This window comes from Mesorhizobium delmotii (assembly GCF_900149755.1).
GTDB classification, from domain to species: Bacteria; Pseudomonadota; Alphaproteobacteria; order Rhizobiales; family Rhizobiaceae; genus Mesorhizobium; species Mesorhizobium delmotii.
The window spans coordinates 101,572-118,770 of record NZ_FUIG01000002.1 but is presented as its reverse complement, the minus strand read 5'-3'; the positions used below and the strand labels follow the sequence as shown (position 1 = coordinate 118,770).

The following is a 17,199-nucleotide window of genomic DNA, read 5'->3' as shown; positions in this document are numbered from 1 at the left end:
GACGCCGGAACAGGTGCGCCGTGAGCGTTTCGCAGTGTCATAGGTTCTGGCTATGCTCCACCGGATCAGCCTAAATAATTGACTTTTCATAGGAAACAATGGTGAGCGCGCAGGGATTCGAACCCTGGACCTACTGATTAAAAGTCAGTTGCTCTACCGGCTGAGCTACGCGCTCCCGCGGGCTCAGAATGCCGCCCTCGAAATTGCGCGGAACATAGGGAGAGTGTCTCGACCGGTCAACCGGAAAAAGAGGACTCGCAAGCCGGGCTTTTCGCGGTCTCGTGACGCCTCGCAAACCGCTTCGGCAAGGTCGGAGTGGCTGTCTCGCATAAAGCCGAGACGCATTACAAATCAGCAGCTTGCCATTTTTCGCGGAACAATTGCGCAACCCTACCCGTTTTTGTCGCTACAAGGGACGACGCTTTCAAGGAGAAGATCATGAACAGGATCATGTCGGGCTTGCTGGCGACCGCGCTGTCAGCGTCATTCGTTGTAGCGGAGATCGTGCCCGTCAACGCCCAGCCCATCTACGTGCCGCCAGGTCAGAGCGTCTCGTCGGATGTCCAGACTGTCTACCACGGGCGGTGGAAGCGTAATTTCAACGGCGATTTCTCCCGTCGCGACTTCTACCGTCGCGATTTCGCCCGTGACGACGGCAGGTATTGGCGCGGCTATCGCGGTTATCGCTACTATCGTCCCGGCTATCGCCGTTACGGCGACTACTGGTTCCCGCTGGCTGCCTTCGCCACTGGGGCGCTGATCACCGGCGCGATCGTCAACAACCAGTACCGCCGCGTCTATCGAGGCGATGCCCACGTGCAGTGGTGCTACAACCGCTACAGATCTTACCGGGCCTATGACAACACGTACCAGCCTTACTACGGCCCCCGTCGGCAGTGCATCTCGCCCTTTTGATACGCCGGGCAGAGTTGAATAACGATTGTTGAAGAGCCTGCGCCGGCACCGGCGCAGGCTTTTTTGGTGCGCGAAATTTACAGCGTGCTCAGCGTCCTGCGCACAGCATGGCGCCAACCCGCCAGCTTTGCGGAACGGACCGAAGCTCCCATATCCGGCTGAAACCGCCGTTCGAGCGCCCAGCTCTTGGCGAATTCCCTTGTCTTTGGCCAGACGCCCGCCCTCGAGCCAGCCAGCCACGCCGCGCCGAGCGCCGTCGTCTCCAGAATGGTTGGACGGTCGACCGGCGCATCGAGGATGTCGGCAAGCCGCTGCATCGTCCAGTCCGACGCCACCATGCCGCCATCGACCCTGAGAACGGTCTTCGCTGAAGCACCCTTCCAGTCCTTGCGCATGGCATCGAGCAGGTCGCGGGTCTGGAAAGCCACGGATTCCAATGCGGCGCGGGCAAATTCGGCCGGGCCCGAATTGCGGGTCAACCCGAAGATGGCGCCGCGTGCGTCGGCGTCCCAGTGCGGCGCGCCAAGCCCGACGAAAGCCGGCACCAGATAGACTTCTTGAGTCGGATCGGCGCTCGCCGCCAGCACACCGCTCTGCTCGGCCTTGCCGATCACCTTGATGCCGTCGCGCAGCCACTGTACGGCAGCACCCGCGATGAAGATCGACCCTTCCAGCGCATAAGTGGTCTTGCCGTTCAGCCTGTAGGCAATGGTCGTCAGCAACCGGTTCTTCGAGCGCACCAGATCACTGCCGGTGTTGAGCAACGCGAAGCAGCCGGTGCCGTAGGTGGATTTCATCATGCCCGGCTCGAAACAGGCCTGGCCGATGGCCGCCGCGTGCTGATCACCGGCCACGCCGAGGATCTTTATTTCTGCGCCGAACAGGCTTTTCTCTGTGATTCCATAATCGTCGGCGCAATCCTTCACCTGCGGCAGCATTCTTCCCGGTATGCCAAGAATGGCCAGAAGCTCGTTGTCCCAGGCATTATCTTCGATGTTGTAGACGAGTGTGCGCGAGGCGTTGGTGGCGTCTGTGGCGTGAACCTTGCCGCCGGTCAGCCGCCAGATCAAAAAGCTGTCGATTGTGCCGGCCAGCAATTCGCCCTTTTCGGCGCGTTTCCTGGCGCCCTTCACCTTGTCCAGCATCCAGGCGATCTTGGTGCCGGAGAAGTAGGGATCGAGCAGCAGGCCGGTCTTTCTGGTAAACTTCTTCTCCAGCCCCTGCTTCTTCAATTTCTGGCACAGCGGTGCAGTGCGGCGGTCCTGCCAGACAATCGCGTTGTGGATCGGTTTGCCGGTCGCCCGGTCCCAGATGACGACGGTCTCGCGCTGATTGGTGATGCCGATTGCCGCGACATCCGGCGCATCGCGGCCGGCGCTCTTCAGCGCAGCCTTCGCCGTCGCCACGACGCTCGACCAGATTTCCTCCGGATCATGCTCGACCCAGCCGGAGGCCGGATAATGCTGGGTAAATTCCTTCTGCCCGCTGCCCACGACCTTCATTTCACCGTCGAACAGGATCGCCCGGCTCGACGTCGTCCCTTGGTCGATTGCTAGGATAAGGCCAGTCATTCTCACTCCCTCGGCGCAAACAGGGGAGACGGCAAGATGCCGCCTCCCCCGATTGGTGCGATGCGGGCGCGGACGCCCGGACCGATGCTCAGTTGCTCCAGCTCTTGACCAGCTCGTCGTAGTTGATGGTCTGCGGCTTGTCCTTCTCCGGCTCGATCTTCAGCTGCGGCGCGAGATTGCCCTTGGCGACGGCATCGGCGTTCCACTCCTCCAAGGTCTTTTCCTCGGCGAGTTTCGGTCCGATGTCGCCCTGCACGCCAGCGCGCTCCAGGCGCTCAAGCACCTCTTCCTGCTCGGCACAGAGCGAGTCCATCGCCTCCTGCGGAGTTTTGGCACCCGACGAGGCGTCGCCGATCGCCTGCCACCAAAGCTGTGCCAGCTTCGGATAGTCAGGGACGTTCGTACCCGTCGGCGACCACTGGACGCGGGCCGGCGAACGGTAGAACTCGATCAGGCCGCCGAGCTTCGGGGCGCGGTCCGTGAAGCTCTTGTGCTGGATCGTGCTCTCGCGGATCAGCGTCAGGCCGACATGGGCTTTCTTAACGTCGACTGTCTTCGAGGTGACGAACTGCGCGTAGAGCCAGGCTGCCTTGGCGCGGTCGTCGGGCGTCGACTTGAGGAGCGTCCAGGAACCCACGTCCTGGTAGCCGAGCTTCATGCCGTCCTTCCAGTACACGCCATGCGGCGACGGAGCGAAGCGCCATTTCGGCGTACCGTCCGCGTTCACGACCGGCAGCCCGTCCTTGACGAAGGAGGCGGTGAAGGCAGTGTAGGTGAACATCTGCTGCGCGACCGTGCCCTGCGACGGGACGGGGCCGGATTCGCCGAACGTCATGCCCTGGGCTTCCGGCGGCGCATAGGCCTTCAGCCAATCCAGGTACTTCTGGATCGAATACACGGCAGCCGGGCCGTTGGTGTCGCCGCCGCGAGCCACGCAGGAGCCGACGGGCCGCGACTTCTCGTCGACCTTGATGCCCCATTCGTCAACCGGAAGACCATTCGGCAGCCCCTTGTCGCCATTGCCGGCCATCGACAGCCAGGCATCGGTGAAGCGCCAGCCGAGCGACGGGTCCTTCTTGCCGTAGTCCATGTGGCCGTAGACCTTCTTGCCGTCGATCTCGCGGCCGGTGAAGAATTCGGCGATGTCCTCATAGGCCGACCAGTTGACCGGCACGCCGAGGTCGTAGCCGTACTTCGCCTTGAAGTCGGCCTTGTTCTTCTCGTCGTTGAACCAGTCGTAGCGGAACCAGTAGAGGTTCGCGAACTGCTGGTCGGGCAGCTGGTAAAGGTCGCCGTCCGGAGCCGTCGTGAACTTGGTGCCGATGAAGTCGGCGAGGTCGAGGTTGGGGTTGGTGACATCCTTGCCCTCATTCGCCATCCACTTGGTCAGGCTGCGCACCTGCTGGTAGCGCCAGTGGGTGCCGATCAGGTCGGAGTCGTTGACGTAGGCGTCGTAGATGTTCTCACCCGACTGCATCTGGGTCTGCAGCTTTTCAATGACATCACCCTCGCCGATCTCGTCATGTGTGATCTTGATGCCGGTGATGGCCGTGAAGGCCGGGGCCAGTACCTTCGCTTCGTAGTCGTGAGTTGCAATCGGTTCGGAGACGACCTTGATATCCATGCCCGCAAAGGGTTTTGCAGCATCGATGAACCATTGCATCTCTGCTTCCTGGGCAGCACGATCGAGCGTCGACATGTCCTTAATCTCGGCATCGAGAAACGCCTTGGCTTCGTCCATTCCGGCATACGCCTGGCTCGCTCCAAGGAGCAGGACCAGGGCGGTCGTTGACGTCAGAAATTGCCTTCGCATGTGTTTCCTCCACTGTTCAGTTCCAAGTGCTATCTGGAGCAGCCCCCGGGCATGCTCCAACAGTTTCCCCCTCTATACGTAGCGGAACACGCCGATAGCGTAGACTACGGAGAGAGCGAGAGCCCACCACAGGTTGGGTCCGACAAGACCCAGCCAAGCGAGATGGATAAAGGCGCTGCCAAGCAGCGATAGGAAGAGACGGTCGCCGCGCGTCGTCTCGAAGCGCAAGACGCCGATGCGCGGATTGCCGCCCGGCGAGGCGTATTCCCAGACCGCCATGCCGCAGAGCAGCAGGAAGATGGTGCCGAAGAAGGCGGCGGTCGGCCAGGTCCAGGCCATCCAGGAGAAGCTCATGATCACACCCTCCCCAGGGCAAAGCCCTTGGCGATAGTGTTGCGCATGAACTCTTGCGTTCGTTTCATCACACCCTCCCCAGGGCAAAGCCCTTGGCGATATAGTTTCGCACGAACCAGATGACGAGCGCGCCCGGTATGATGGTGAGCACGCCGGCTGCGGCCAGCACGCCCCAGTCGAGGCCCGAGGCCGAAACCGTGCGCGTCATGATCGCGGCAATCGGTTTTGCGGCGGTCGTGGTCAGCGTCCGCGCGATCAGCAGTTCCACCCACGAGAACATGAAGCAGAAGAAGGCCGCGACGCCAACGCCGCTCGCGATAAGCGGCATGAATATTTTCAGGAAGAAGCGCGGGAAGGAATAGCCGTCGATATAGGCGGTCTCGTCGATCTCCTTCGGCACGCCCGACATGAAGCCTTCAAGGATCCAGACCGCCAGCGGAACGTTGAACAGGCAGTGCGCCAGCGCCACGGCGATGTGGGTGTCGATCAGGCCGAAAGCCGAATAAAGCTGGAAGAAGGGCAGCGCGAACACCGCCGGCGGCGCCATTCGGTTGGTAAGCAGCCAGAAGAACAGGTGCTTGTCGCCGAGAAAACGGTAGCGCGAGAAGGCATAGGCTGCCGGAAGCGCCACGGCGACGGAAATCACCGTGTTCATAACCACATAGATGATCGAGTTGATGTAGCCCCTGTACCAGGACGGATCATTGAAAATGACCGCGTAATTGGCAAGCGTCGGGTTTCTCGGCCACAGCGAGAAGGCGCCGAGGATCTCCTGGTTGGTCTTGAAGCTCATATTGACCAGCCAGTAGATCGGCAGCATCAGGAAGATGATGTAGATCGTTGGCACCAGCCACCAGAACCGCGACTCCTCGCCCCGCCGCCGCATCTTGCGGGCCAGCGCGGCGTTCGCCGTCTGCGCTTCCGCTGTAGCGGGGGTTTGCCGCATGAGCGTTCGTTCGTTGGCCGTGGTTTCCTCGAGGCGCGCCATCTCACTGCTCCGCATCGTAGGCTGTCATGACGGTGTAGAACACCCAGGACAGGAGCATGACAATCAGGAAATAGACGATCGACATGGCCGCCGCCTCACCGAGGTTGAACTCGCCGATGGCCAGCTTCACCAGATCGATCGACAGGAAAGTGGTGGTGTTGCCGGGCCCGCCGCCGGTGACGACGAACGGCTCGGTGTAGATCATGAAACTGTCCATGAAGCGCAGCAGAACCGCGATCAGCAGCACACGGTTCATCTTCGGCAGCTGGATGTAGCGGAAGATCGCCCAGCGCGACGCGCCATCGATCTTGGCGGCCTGGTAGTAGGCGTCCGGGATCGAGACGAGGCCGGCGTAGCACAAAAGCACGACGAGGCTCGTCCAGTGCCAGACATCCATCAGGATGACCGTGACCCAGGCGTCGATTGGATCGTTGACATAGTTGTAGTCGAAACCCAGCCCCGACACGGTATGGCCCAGCAGGCCGATGTCGATGCGGCCGAACACCTGCCAGATCGTGCCGACGACGTTCCACGGGATGAGCAGCGGCAGCGCCATCAGCACCAGGCAGACCGGAACGCCCCAGCCCTTCTTCGGCATGTTGAGCGCAATGAAGATGCCGAGCGGAATCTCGATGGTGAGAATGATGGCCGAGAAGACCAGGTTGCGGCCCATTGCTTCCCAAAACCGGTCGGAATGCAGGATTTCCTCGAACCATTCCGAACCCGCCCAGAAGAAGACGTTGTTGCCGAAAGTGTCCTGAACCGAATAATTCACGACCGTCATCAGCGGGATGATCGCCGAGAAAGCCACCAGCAACAGCACCGGCAGCACCATGAACCAGGCCTTGTTGTTCCAGGTCCTTTCCATGCTCAGCCTCCCATCTCGACGCGCCAGGAATCGGCATAGATGTTGATGCCGGCCGGGTCGAAAGCGATCTTCGGATCGGCGGGAATGTCCTCGTCCTCGCCGATGATCGCCGCGATGTCGCGGCCTTCGAAACTGGCGCGCACCACCTTGTGGCGGCCGATATCCTCGACCTTGCGGATTGAAACCGGCATGCCGCTGGCGCCAAGCCTGACATATTCGGGGCGGATGCCGAGTTCGATCGCACCGGTGATCCCGGCCATGGGCGCGCCCGGCAGTTCGATCGTCTGGCTGCCGAGCCGCGCGCTCCTGCCTTCGACCGCGACCGGCATCACGTTCATGCCCGGCGAGCCGATGAAATAGCCGACGAATGTATGCTTGGGACGCTCGAACAGTTCGGCTGGAGAGCCGATCTGCACGATCTCGCCCTCATACATGACGACGACGTTTTCGGCGAAGGTGAGCGCCTCGGTCTGGTCGTGCGTGACATAGACCATGGTGAAACCGAAGCGCCTGTGCAATTGCTTCAACTGCGAGCGCAGCACCCACTTCATATGCGGGTCGATGACGGTCAGCGGCTCGTCGAACAGGATCGCGTTGACATCGGAGCGCACCAGCCCGCGTCCGAGCGAGATCTTCTGCTTCTGGTCAGCGGTCAGCCCCCTCGCCTTTCTTTTGGCCATATCGGCCAGACCGGTCATTTCCAGGGTTTCGCGCACCTTGCGGTGGACGTCGGGTTCCGGAACGCCGCGGTTGCGCAGCGGGAAGGCCAGATTGTCGTAGACAGTCATGGTGTCGTAGATGACCGGGAACTGGAACACCTGCGCTATGTTGCGCTCCTGCGTCGACAGATTGGTCACGTCCTTGCCGTCGAACAGAAGCTCGCCGTGCGACGGATACAACAGGCCGGAAATGATGTTGAGCAGCGTGGTCTTGCCGCAGCCCGATGGCCCGAGCAGCGCATAGGCGCCGCCGTCCTCGAAGGCGTGATGCACCTCCTTCAGCGCATAGTCCTTATCCGACTTCGGATGCGGCCCGTAGGCGTGGCGGATGTGATTGCAGTCGATGCGCGCCATGTGCCCTCCTCCTCCTCAAGCCGCCAGCATCTGTGGCGGCGTGGCCGAGCGGCCGTTCGCGTCGAACACCATGATGTGCCGCGGATCGATGAATACCTCGATGGTCTGGTCCGGCTCGAACACCAGGATGCCGTGCTCCAGCATGACCCAGCGGACATCGGCGAAGTCGAGATGCACAAAGCTTTCAGAACCGGTGATCTCGGTGACCGAGACCTTGGCTTTCACCGGAACCGCCGACGGGCTCGGCCGGGCAAGAGAGAGATGGTGGGGCTGGAAGCCGATCGTGTAACTCGTATCGGCAATACCGGCGAGTTCAGCCGGCACCGGGAGGTTCACCCCACCATCAAGAAGGAAGCTCGAACCGCTCTTCTTCAGCACGATCGTGTTGAGCGGCGGATCGGCGAATGTCTTGGCCGTGACGAGGTCGTTCGGCCTGCGGAAGACGTCGATCGTCGGGCCGAACTGGGTGATGCGGCCTTCGGAAAGCGTCGCCGTGTTGCCGCCGAGCAGCAAGGCTTCGTGCGGCTCCGTCGTGGCGTAGACGAAGATGGTGCCGCTCGCCGCGAAGATCTTCGGCAATTCCGCGCGCAACTCCTCGCGCAGCTTGTAGTCGAGGTTGGCGAGCGGCTCGTCGAGCAGCACGAGGCTGGCGTTCTTGACGATGGCGCGCGCCAGCGCGGTGCGCTGCTGCTGGCCGCCGGAGAGGCTGAGCGGTGTGCGGTCGAGGAAGGGCGTCAGCTTGAGAAGGGCTGCGGCATCGCGCACCTCCTTGTCGATCTTTGCCCGCTCGGTCCCGGCCACCCTCAGCGGCGAGGCGATGTTCTCGTAAACGGTCATCGCCGGATAGTTGATGAACTGCTGGTAGACCATGGCGACGTTGCGCTTCTGCACCGGGATGCCGGTGACATCCTTGCCATCGAACCAGACCGAACCGGATGTCGGCACATCAAGGCCGGCCATCAGCCGCATCAGGCTGGTCTTGCCGGAAAGCGTCGGTCCGAGAAGGACGTTGAGCGAGCCGTGCTGGAGCGTCAGCGACACGTCGCGTATATGCTCCGTCGCGCCGATCGTCTTCGTGACGTTTCTCAGTTCCAGCATGATGCCTCCTCCCAGGCTTTCTGCATCACTATTCGGCAGCCGCGACATGGCGCCGGCTTATCCCGCGCATGAATTCGTCGAGCGCTGCCGCCTGCTCGCGGCTCAGATGCAGGCCGCGCTTGGTCCTGCGCCACAATACATCTTCGGCCGTCATCGCCCATTCATTTTGAACGAGGTAGCGCACCTCGGCCTCGTAGAGATCGGCGCCAAAGTTGCGGCCAAGGTCGGCATTCGACCTGGCGAGGCCCAGCAGCATCCTTGCGCGAGTCCCGTAAAGCCGGGTCAGGCGGCGCGCCAGACGCGCATCGAGGAACGGATAGGCCGTCTTCAGTTTCGCCACTTCGGCGTCGAAGCCGCTGGCCGGGAAATCGCCGCCCGGCAGCGACGCGTTTGCCGTCCACGGTTTGCCGCGCTTGCCGAGAAAACCCTCGATTTTCTCGAGCATCGATTCCGATAGCCGGCGATAGGTGGTGATCTTGCCGCCGAAGGTGTTGATGATCGGCGCCGTGCCATCGCCGCCGTCGGTCTTCAGAACATAATCGCGGGTCGCTTCCTGCGCCTTCGAGGCGCCGTCGTCATAAAGCGGGCGCACGGCGGAATAGGTCCAGACGATGTCCGAACGCTTGACCGGTTGCGCGAAATATTCGCTCGCCGCCGCACAGAGATAATCGATCTCGGCGTCGCTGATCTTCACGTCGTGCGGGTCGCCAGAATAGTCCTGGTCGGTGGTGCCGATCAGCGTGAACTCTTCCTCGTAGGGGATAGCAAAGATGATGCGGCCATCCTTGTTCTGGAAGAAATAGGCGCGCGGATCGTCGAACTTCTTGCCGATGACGATATGGCTGCCCTGTACCAGCCGGACATTGTGCACATCGTGCAAGCCGACCGTAGCGGACAGCACGTGGTCGACCCATGGACCGGCGGCGTTGACCAAAAGCCGCGCCTTGACCTCATCGGTGTCCCCGGTCTGCATGTTTTCCAGCCTGACCGCCCAAAACTCGCCTTCACGGCGTGCGCTGATGACTTTCGTGCGGGTTCGGATCGTTGCGCCGCGATCGGCGGCGTCCCGGGCGTTCAACGCCACCAGCCGCGCATCGTTGACCCAGCCGTCGGAATATTCGAAGGCCTTTCGAAACAACGGCTTCAGCGGCTTGCCGGCCGGGTCCTTGGCCATGTCCAGCGTCTTGGTCGCCGGCAGCAATTTGCGCCCGCCGATGTGGTCGTAAAGGAAAAGGCCGAGCCTGATCAGCCAAGCCGGGCGCAGGCCCTTGGCGTAGGGTAGCACGAAGCGCATCGGCCAGATGATGTGCGGCGCGTTTTTCCAGAGAACCTCGCGCTCCATCAGCGCTTCGCGCACCAGGCGGAACTCGTAGAACTCAAGATAGCGCAAGCCGCCATGGATCAGTTTGGTCGAGCCGGAGGAAGTGCCGCTGGCCAGATCGTTCATTTCGGCAAGGAAGACCGAGAAGCCGCGCCCAACCGCATCGCGGGCGATGCCGCAGCCGTTGATACCGCCACCGATGACGAAGATGTCATGGATCGGGGGTGCGCCCACAATAGTCCTCCCGGATTTCGCATTGCAGCATTTTTAGGTTTTTACGAAACCGTGATGGGATTATTTCGAAATGAGAACGAATGTCAAACGAAATATAAACGGCGACAATTGCCGCGACGGCACCCACTAGGAGAGCGACGTTTCGATCAGTTGAACCTCTGCCTCCTGGCAGATCTTGCGCACCGACGGGATGTCGCAACGGTCGGTGATGAAGGTGTTGACCTGCGACAGGTGGCCGATGCGGACCGGCGCCGTCCGCTCGAATTTGGTCTGGTCGGAAACGAGGATGACGTGCCGGGCATTGGCGATGATCGCCTGCGCCACCTTCACTTCACGAAAATCGAAATCGAGCAACGCGCCATCATGGTCGATCGCCGAGGCGCCGATCACCGCGTAATCGACCTTGAACTGCCTGATGAAATCGACCGCCGCCTCGCCGACCACGCCGCCATCGGAGCCGCGCACGACGCCGCCGGCGATCACCACCTCGATCGAAGGATATATGCGCATCCTGTTGGCAACATTGATGTTATTGGTGATGACCATCAGGCCGCTGTGATCAAGGAGCGCCTTGCTGACCGACTCCGTCGTGGTGCCAATATTGATGAACAGCGAGGCATTGTCCGGGATCAGCCTGGCTGCTGCGCGGCCGATCGCCTCCTTCTCATCGGCGGCGATCTTGCGCCGTGCCTCATATTCCATGTTCTCGATGCCGGATGGGAACAGCGCCCCGCCATGAACGCGCGATAGCAGCCGCTGGTCGCACAAATCGTTAAGGTCCTTGCGAATGGTCTGCGGCGTCACGTTGAAATGCGTCGCCAGATCGTCGACCAGCACGCGGCCATTGTCCTTGGCCATCTGGATGATTTCGGAATGACGCGGCGACAGATACATTGGGGGACCTCCCGTTTTCGTTTTTCTTGTCTATAGCGGAAAACGAAAGTGATGAAAAGGTATGAGCCGGCTAACGAAATTACATGCGTCCAAAGACAAACCTCGACGCAACTTTGCCGACCAATTTCAGGCCAGCCCGCGGGCGATTTCGGTGATGACCTCGAAAGCGGTGTCGACATCCGCCGCCCTCGTCTCGAACTGACCGACCTGAAAACGGATCGCGACCTGCCCATCCACACGTGTCTGCGTCAGGTAGATGCGGCCATCGTCGTTGATCGCATTGACCAGTCGCAGATTGTGTTCGTCCGAATCGATGCCGGCCGCCGCCAGATGCCGGAACGAAAACAGCGACAGCATTGGTTCCGTGACGATCTCGAAATCCGGTTCCCTGGCCAGCCGGGCGGCAAGACCTTCGCTCCAGGCGACATGCCTGCGGATCATGGTCCGCAGATTTTCCAGCCCGTGTGCGCGCAGCAGGAACCACAGTTTCAGTGCGCGAAAGCGCCGCCCGAGCGGCACCGACCATTCGGAATAGTTGATGATGCCGTCGCGTCCATGCGTCTTCAGGTAATCCGGCTTGATGGCGAGCGTCCGCACCAGGTCTTCCGGTCGGCGGATGAACTGCATCGAGCAGTCGAACTGCGCGCCCAGCCATTTGTGTGGGTTGAAGACGATGGAATCCGCCTCCTCCACGCCCGCCCAGAAATGCCGGTATTCCGGACATATCATCGCCGATCCGGCCCAGGCGGCATCGACATGCAGATAGAGCCCGTACCGCTTTGCCACTGCGGCGACGCCGGCGATGTCATCGGTGCCGCCGGTGCTGGTGCCGCCGACACAAGCGATGATGCCGGCCGGCAGCATGCCGGCATCCCGGTCGGCGACGATCGCCGCTTCGAGGGCTGTGACATCCATGGCGCGAAGGCGGCCGGCAACCGGAATGCGCACGAGATTGTCCTCGCCGATGCCCGATACCCAGATTGCCCGGTCGATGGAAGTATGGACCTGGTCGGAAGAATAGACGCGCAATATCGGCTGGCCTTGCAGGCCCTTCTTGTTGCCCTGCCAGTTGAGCGCGCGCTCGCGCATGGTCAGCACGGCGGCAAGCGTCGCCGACGATGCCGAATCCTGCATGACGCCGGAAAACCCTTCCGGCAGGCCAAGCGCCTGACGCATCCAGTCGACGACGCGCGTCTCGAGTTCGGTCGCTGCCGGCGAGGTCTGCCAGAGCATGCATTGCGCGGCCATCACCGAGACCAGATATTCGGCCACCACGGAAGCTGGTGCGGCATTGGCCGGGAAGTAGGCGAAGAAGCGCGGATGCTGCCAATGCGTCATGCCCGGCAGGATTTTTTGCTCGAAGTCGGCGAAGATTGCCTGCATCGTTTCGCCTTCTTCCGGCGGCGTGACATCGATGCTTCTAGAGATTTCGCCCGGTTCGACAAGCGGCCGCACCGGCCTTTCGCGAAGTGTGCTCCTGTAGTCGGCACCCCATTCGGCCGCGTATAGCGACCATTCCCGGAATTCGTTGCTATTCATTTTGCTCTCCGTCGGCATTGAGCCCAGCGATCAAAGAGCACGAAAAACGGAGGCTTTCATTCGGGAAAATCGGGCAGGCTCGCAAAAGCGGCCTTCAGTGCATTCGACCAGCCGTCCGAGATGGTGCGGTAGTATTGATCGTCCTGGGCTATCCGCTTCTTCAGGCTGACCTTGAAGGCGTCCTTTTCATAGAACAGCAGGTCGAGCGGCAGACCCACTGACAGGTTCGATTTCAGCGTCGAGTCGAACGACACCAGCAGCAGTTTCACCGTCTCGGCGAAACTCATCGTCTTTTCATAGGCGCGGATGATGATCGGCTTGCCGTATTTGGTCTCGCCGATCTGGAAAAACGGCGTGTCGTCGGTGGATTCGATGAAATTGCCTTCCGGATAGATCATGAACAGCCGCGGCGCGCTGCCCTTGATCTGGCCGCCGAGGATAAAAGAGGCATTGAAATAGGAATCGGCCTTCTCGCCCGCCGGCGACGAACTGGCGATGACTTCCTTGACGGTGTCGCCGACCATCCGTACCGTCTGGTACATAGAAGGCGTTTCGAGCAGCGTGGCGTGGCGATCGGCCACCGCCTTGGTGCGTTCGTCGAGCAAACTGACGACGGCCTGCGTCGTCGCCAGATTGCCGGCCGACATCAGCACGATGACGCGCTCGCCCGGCTCCTCCCAGACATGCATCTTCTTGAAGGTCGAGATTGAATCCATGCCGGCATTGGTACGCGTGTCAGACATGAACACGAGCCCACGATCGATCTTCAGGCCGACGCAATAGGTCATCGAATCTCTTTGGCGGCAATCTTGCCGTGGATTACTGCTCCACGGTGACGATGACCGCAAGCTGTTCTTCCGCTTGTCCCAGCCGAATTCCTGATACGGGCGTGGCGTCGCGGTAATCACGGCCGGTCGCCACCTTTACATAGCGTTCGTCGGGCGAAATGCCGTTGGCGACGTCGAACGCGACCCAGCCAAGGCCCGCAACATGCGCCTCGGCCCAGGCATGGCTAGCCGCCTGCTCGACCGCCGCATCCATCATCAAATAACCGCTGACGTAGCGGGCCGGAAAGCCAATGGCGCGTGCGGCGGCGGCAAAGATGTGGCTGTGGTCCTGGCAGACGCCGGTCTTGAGCGCCAGCGCGTCCTCGGCCGGCGTCGCCGCATTGGTGGTGCCCGGCGTATAGGCGACGCGCTCGCCGATCACCGCCATCAGCCGGTGCAATCTTTCGATATCGGTCCCCTCGCCGACCGAGGCCGCGAGTTCGCGAATGCCGCTGCCGACCGTGGTCAACGGGGTTTCATGGCCAAACAGCCAGAGCGGCGCGAAACCCTGATGTGGCCCGGAGACGCCGGATGTGTCGCGTGTCACCACCTCGCCTGATGCCTCGACGGTGATGAAATCGCGGTCACCTTCGACGCTCAACAGCCGCGTGTCGTTGCCGAAATGGTCGGTGAAGCGAACTTCCTCGCGCGCCCCTTCGATCGTCAGCGCCCAGGACAAAACGGTCTGCGTCGGCCCGCTGACCGGAAGCAGCCGCAACCGCTGCAACAGATAGTGCACCGGCGCATCGTAGCGGTATTCGGTCCGGTGGGTGATCCTCAGCCGCATTGCTCTCGTCCCCTGAGCATGATCTTTTCCGGAAACAGGCTTTCACTTTCCGGGATCATGCTCAATAGAACCTGTAGTCCTGCGCGATCTCGTCGCCGAGCCTGGTGTTATCGCGAATGAAATTGGCCAGGAATTCATGCAGGCCGGCGTCGAATATGTCCTTGATCGAGCCGGCCGTCAGCATGGCCTGGGTCTTGCCGGCTGTCGCATGACAGGCATGGCGCTCGCCATAATCGTCGCCCAGGAATCTGAGATGCTCCGTCAGGAAACGATAGCAGAAGGTCAGCGAGCGCGGCATGCGAACATTGAGGATCAGATAGTCGGCGATGTTGCTCGGCTTGTAGTCTGCCTCGTAGACCCAGCGATAGGAGCGGTGCGCCGACACCGATCGCAGGATCGATTCCCACTGGTAGTTGTCGAGCGTCGAGCCGACCCACGAGATCGACGGCAACAGCACGTAATATTTCACGTCCAGGATCCGTGCCGTGTTATCGGCGCGTTCGACATAGGTGCCGAGCTGCGAGAAATCGAAGATCTCGTTGCGCAGCATGGTGCCGTAGAACGAACCGCGGATCAGCGCCGTTTCGCGCTTGATCGCGTCGAGCACGCTGGGCAGGTCGCGTTCGTCGATCGGCTTGGCCAGCATGCGCTTCAGCGACATCCAGGCCTCGTTAATGCTTTCCCAGGTTTCGCGAGTCAGGGCGGTGCGCACCATGCGGGCGTTGTTGCGGGCCGTCTCGATCGACGCCATCGTGCTCGACGGGTTCGATGTGTCGCGCAGCAGGAAATCCGCGACATTGGCGGCGGTATAGTCGGAATATTTCTGCGTGAAGGCGGCGTCCGAGCCGGCGCTGAGCAGCACCGAATTCCACTCTTCGGAGGCGTTCTGGGTGCGGGTCAGCGCCATGCGCAGCCCTGCATCGACCAGCCGCGCCATGTTTTCCGCCCGCTCGATATAGCGGTTCATCCAGTAGAGCCCGTTGGCGGTGCGGCCGAGAAGCATTCTACGCGGTCCTTCGGATGGTGAATGGTGAATGGTGAATGGTGAATGACAAGATTTCGCCTGGACACGACATTGCGTTTTTCTCTTCGAGGAATTCCACAGAGGTCAATGAGGCACCATCTCTATTCCATTCACCATTCACCATTCACTATTCACTAATCATCCAGCACCCACGTATCCTTGGTGCCGCCGCCCTGGGACGAATTGACCACCAGCGAGCCTTCCTTCAGCGCCACGCGCGTCAGCCCGCCCGGCACGATCTGGATGCGGTCGGAAACCAGCACGTAGGGCCTGAGATCGACATGGCGCGGCGCCAGCCCCTTGTCGGTCAGGATCGGACAGGTCGACAGCGCCAGCGTCGGCTGGGCGATGTAGTTCGACGGTTTTGCCGCGAGTTTTTTGGAAAAGTCCTCGCATTCCTTCTTGGTCGCCGCCGGCCCGACCAGCATGCCGTAGCCGCCGGAGCCGTGCACCTCCTTCACCACCAATTCGTCGATATGTTCGAGCACGTATTTCAGGCTGTCCGGCTCCGAGCAGCGCCAAGTCGGGATGTTGCCGAGGATTGCCTTGCGGCCGGTGTAGAATTCGACGATCTCGGGCATATAGGAATAGATCGCCTTGTCGTCGGCGATGCCGGTTCCCGGCGCATTGGCGATGGTGATGTTGCCGGCGCGGTAGACATCCATGATGCCCGGCACGCCAAGTGCTGAGTCCGGACGGAAGGTCAGCGGATCGAGGAAAGAATCGTCCACCCTTCGATAAAGCACGTCGATCTGCTTGTAGCCTTCGGTCGTACGCATCGCGACGTGACCATCGACGACGCGCAGATCCTGCCCCTCGACAAGCTGCACGCCCATCTGGTCGGCAAGGAAGGCATGTTCGAAATAGGCGGAGTTGAAGCTGCCCGGCGTCAGCACGGCAATGGTCGGCGCACCCTTGGTGCTCAGCGGTCGCACCGCTGCCAGCGACTGGCGCAAGAGCTGCGGATAGTTTTCCACCGGCCGCACCTTGATCTGCTGGAACAACTCGGGAAAGAGCTGCATCATCGTCTCGCGGTTCTCCAGCATGTAGGAGACGCCGGACGGCGTGCGCGCATTGTCCTCCAGCACATAGAACTCGTTCTCGCTGATGCGAACGATATCGACGCCGATGATATGGGTGTAGACGCCGGCCGGCGGCCGTACCCCGATCATCTCCGGCAGGAACGCCTCGTTCTTGGCGATCAATTCCTTAGGGACGCGCCCGGCGCGCAAGATCTCCTGGCGGTGGTAGATATCGTCGAGAAACGCGTTCAGCGCCTGGACGCGCTGCTCGATGCCCTGCGTCAGCCGTCGCCATTCATTGCCGGAAATGATGCGCGGGACGATATCGAAGGGAATAAGGCGTTCGGAGGCTTCCTGCTCGCCATAGACGGCAAAGGTGATGCCGGTCTTGCGAAAGACGCGTTCGGCGTCCTGCATCTTCTCGCTAAGCCTGGCCGGATCCTGCTCCTTCAGCCAGCGGTCGTAAGCCGAATACGGTTTTCTCAATCCGGAGATTTCCGGAAGCATTTCGTCGAACGCTGGCAATCGCATACTCCCCTGTGAGGCCATTTCACTGGCGTCACGCGAGAAAATCAAGCGCAATCGGTGATTTGGAGGATGCTGGCGATCAGTATGTCGCGACCTGCCTAAAATTAGGGCATCGCCGATATGGCTGGGTCAGGCTTTGCCTCGTGCCCGGGCAGGCGGCCGGCGCCGCTCAGAGACTGTTTCGAAATTCGCTCTGGCGAGTCATATGGTGGTGGTTTCGAGAACCGGCGCGCAGCGGACATTAGAGCGCTGCGCGTCCAATTGGACGCGCAAGGACGCTCTAACACTTTGCATTTGCGCATGATCCCTTTCCGGAAACCGAAATCGGTTTCCGGGGTGGGAT

The 17,199-nt window shown here is 61.1% G+C and carries 15 protein-coding genes and 1 tRNA gene; 1 reads left to right on the top strand and 15 read right to left on the bottom strand.

What is annotated here, in order from left to right; genetic code table 11:
• Positions 1–99: 99 nt before the first annotated feature.
• A tRNA-Lys gene (locus tag BQ8482_RS00655) sits at positions 100–175 on the bottom strand.
• Between the two features lie 263 nt (positions 176–438).
• On the opposite strand from BQ8482_RS00655, the gene BQ8482_RS00650 reads away from it, so the two are divergent.
• Complete coding sequence (locus BQ8482_RS00650; protein WP_123145818.1) at positions 439–915, top strand: BA14K family protein; 477 nt, start codon at positions 439–441, stop codon at positions 913–915.
• 77 nt (positions 916–992) lie between these two features.
• On the opposite strand, the gene glpK is transcribed toward BQ8482_RS00650, so the two are convergent.
• The 14 genes from glpK to BQ8482_RS00580 form a co-directional block, all read right to left on the bottom strand.
• Positions 993–2,486, bottom strand: a complete 1,494-nt coding sequence (gene glpK / locus BQ8482_RS00645) for a glycerol kinase GlpK (RefSeq protein ID WP_123145817.1) — start codon at positions 2,484–2,486, stop codon at positions 993–995.
• Between the two features lie 88 nt (positions 2,487–2,574).
• Complete coding sequence (locus BQ8482_RS00640; protein ID WP_123145816.1) at positions 2,575–4,299, bottom strand: ABC transporter substrate-binding protein; 1,725 nt, start codon at positions 4,297–4,299, stop codon at positions 2,575–2,577.
• A gap of 72 nt (positions 4,300–4,371) precedes the next feature.
• Entirely contained in the window at positions 4,372–4,653 is a 282-nt protein-coding gene (locus BQ8482_RS00635) for a DUF2160 domain-containing protein (protein ID WP_023801186.1), read from the bottom strand.
• Positions 4,654–4,720: 67 nt separating this feature from the next.
• Positions 4,721–5,599: a carbohydrate ABC transporter permease gene (locus BQ8482_RS00630; RefSeq protein WP_084833813.1), complete on the bottom strand. Its 879-nt coding sequence runs from the start codon at positions 5,597–5,599 to the stop codon at positions 4,721–4,723.
• A gap of 43 nt (positions 5,600–5,642) precedes the next feature.
• Positions 5,643–6,509 carry a carbohydrate ABC transporter permease gene (locus BQ8482_RS00625; RefSeq protein ID WP_123145815.1) on the bottom strand — a complete coding sequence of 289 codons (867 nt, stop codon included), beginning with the start codon at positions 6,507–6,509 and terminating at the stop codon, positions 5,643–5,645.
• 2 nt (positions 6,510–6,511) lie between these two features.
• On the bottom strand, positions 6,512–7,582 hold the full coding sequence (locus tag BQ8482_RS00620; protein WP_123145814.1) for an ABC transporter ATP-binding protein: 1,071 nt from the start codon (positions 7,580–7,582) through the stop codon (positions 6,512–6,514).
• Between the two features lie 15 nt (positions 7,583–7,597).
• The gene (locus BQ8482_RS00615; protein WP_123145945.1) at positions 7,598–8,680 is read right to left on the bottom strand and encodes an ABC transporter ATP-binding protein; all 1,083 of its coding nucleotides are present in this window, start codon (positions 8,678–8,680) and stop codon (positions 7,598–7,600) included.
• Positions 8,681–8,708: 28 nt separating this feature from the next.
• Positions 8,709–10,235, bottom strand: coding sequence for a glycerol-3-phosphate dehydrogenase (gene glpD / locus BQ8482_RS00610; protein WP_123145813.1), 1,527 nt, complete (start codon positions 10,233–10,235; stop codon positions 8,709–8,711).
• Between the two features lie 126 nt (positions 10,236–10,361).
• Positions 10,362–11,129, bottom strand: a complete 768-nt coding sequence (locus BQ8482_RS00605; RefSeq protein ID WP_123145812.1) for a DeoR/GlpR family DNA-binding transcription regulator — start codon at positions 11,127–11,129, stop codon at positions 10,362–10,364.
• Positions 11,130–11,255: 126 nt separating this feature from the next.
• On the bottom strand, positions 11,256–12,668 hold the full coding sequence (locus tag BQ8482_RS00600) for a pyridoxal phosphate-dependent decarboxylase family protein (RefSeq protein ID WP_123145944.1): 1,413 nt from the start codon (positions 12,666–12,668) through the stop codon (positions 11,256–11,258).
• Positions 12,669–12,724: 56 nt separating this feature from the next.
• Positions 12,725–13,456, bottom strand: a complete 732-nt coding sequence (locus tag BQ8482_RS00595) for a proteasome-type protease (protein WP_095492829.1) — start codon at positions 13,454–13,456, stop codon at positions 12,725–12,727.
• A gap of 31 nt (positions 13,457–13,487) precedes the next feature.
• Positions 13,488–14,282 (bottom strand): transglutaminase family protein, encoded by a 795-nt coding sequence (locus BQ8482_RS00590; RefSeq protein ID WP_123145811.1) that lies wholly within the window; start codon positions 14,280–14,282, stop codon positions 13,488–13,490.
• A gap of 61 nt (positions 14,283–14,343) precedes the next feature.
• Positions 14,344–15,285, bottom strand: coding sequence for an alpha-E domain-containing protein (locus BQ8482_RS00585; RefSeq protein WP_123145810.1), 942 nt, complete (start codon positions 15,283–15,285; stop codon positions 14,344–14,346).
• A 155-nt stretch (positions 15,286–15,440) separates the two neighbouring features.
• The gene (locus BQ8482_RS00580) at positions 15,441–16,853 is read right to left on the bottom strand and encodes a circularly permuted type 2 ATP-grasp protein (RefSeq protein ID WP_165848376.1); all 1,413 of its coding nucleotides are present in this window, start codon (positions 16,851–16,853) and stop codon (positions 15,441–15,443) included.
• Between the last annotated feature and the right edge of the window lie 346 nt (positions 16,854–17,199).

Excerpts from the sequence above, each read along its gene's own strand:
- BQ8482_RS00650 (WP_123145818.1), top strand. The coding sequence starts at position 439 with ATGAACAGGATCATGTCGGGCTTGCTGGCGACCGCGCTGTCAGCGTCA.
- glpK (WP_123145817.1), bottom strand. The coding sequence starts at position 2,486 with ATGACTGGCCTTATCCTAGCAATCGACCAAGGGACGACGTCGAGCCGG.
- BQ8482_RS00640 (WP_123145816.1), bottom strand. The coding sequence starts at position 4,299 with ATGCGAAGGCAATTTCTGACGTCAACGACCGCCCTGGTCCTGCTCCTT.
- BQ8482_RS00635 (WP_023801186.1), bottom strand. The coding sequence starts at position 4,653 with ATGAGCTTCTCCTGGATGGCCTGGACCTGGCCGACCGCCGCCTTCTTC.
- BQ8482_RS00630 (WP_084833813.1), bottom strand. The coding sequence starts at position 5,599 with ATGCGGCAAACCCCCGCTACAGCGGAAGCGCAGACGGCGAACGCCGCG.
- BQ8482_RS00625 (WP_123145815.1), bottom strand. The coding sequence starts at position 6,509 with ATGGAAAGGACCTGGAACAACAAGGCCTGGTTCATGGTGCTGCCGGTG.
- BQ8482_RS00620 (WP_123145814.1), bottom strand. The coding sequence starts at position 7,582 with ATGGCGCGCATCGACTGCAATCACATCCGCCACGCCTACGGGCCGCAT.
- BQ8482_RS00615 (WP_123145945.1), bottom strand. The coding sequence starts at position 8,680 with ATGCTGGAACTGAGAAACGTCACGAAGACGATCGGCGCGACGGAGCAT.
- BQ8482_RS00605 (WP_123145812.1), bottom strand. The coding sequence starts at position 11,129 with ATGTATCTGTCGCCGCGTCATTCCGAAATCATCCAGATGGCCAAGGAC.
- BQ8482_RS00600 (WP_123145944.1), bottom strand. The coding sequence starts at position 12,668 with ATGAATAGCAACGAATTCCGGGAATGGTCGCTATACGCGGCCGAATGG.
- BQ8482_RS00595 (WP_095492829.1), bottom strand. The coding sequence starts at position 13,456 with ATGACCTATTGCGTCGGCCTGAAGATCGATCGTGGGCTCGTGTTCATG.
- BQ8482_RS00590 (WP_123145811.1), bottom strand. The coding sequence starts at position 14,282 with ATGCGGCTGAGGATCACCCACCGGACCGAATACCGCTACGATGCGCCG.
- BQ8482_RS00585 (WP_123145810.1), bottom strand. The coding sequence starts at position 15,285 with ATGCTTCTCGGCCGCACCGCCAACGGGCTCTACTGGATGAACCGCTAT.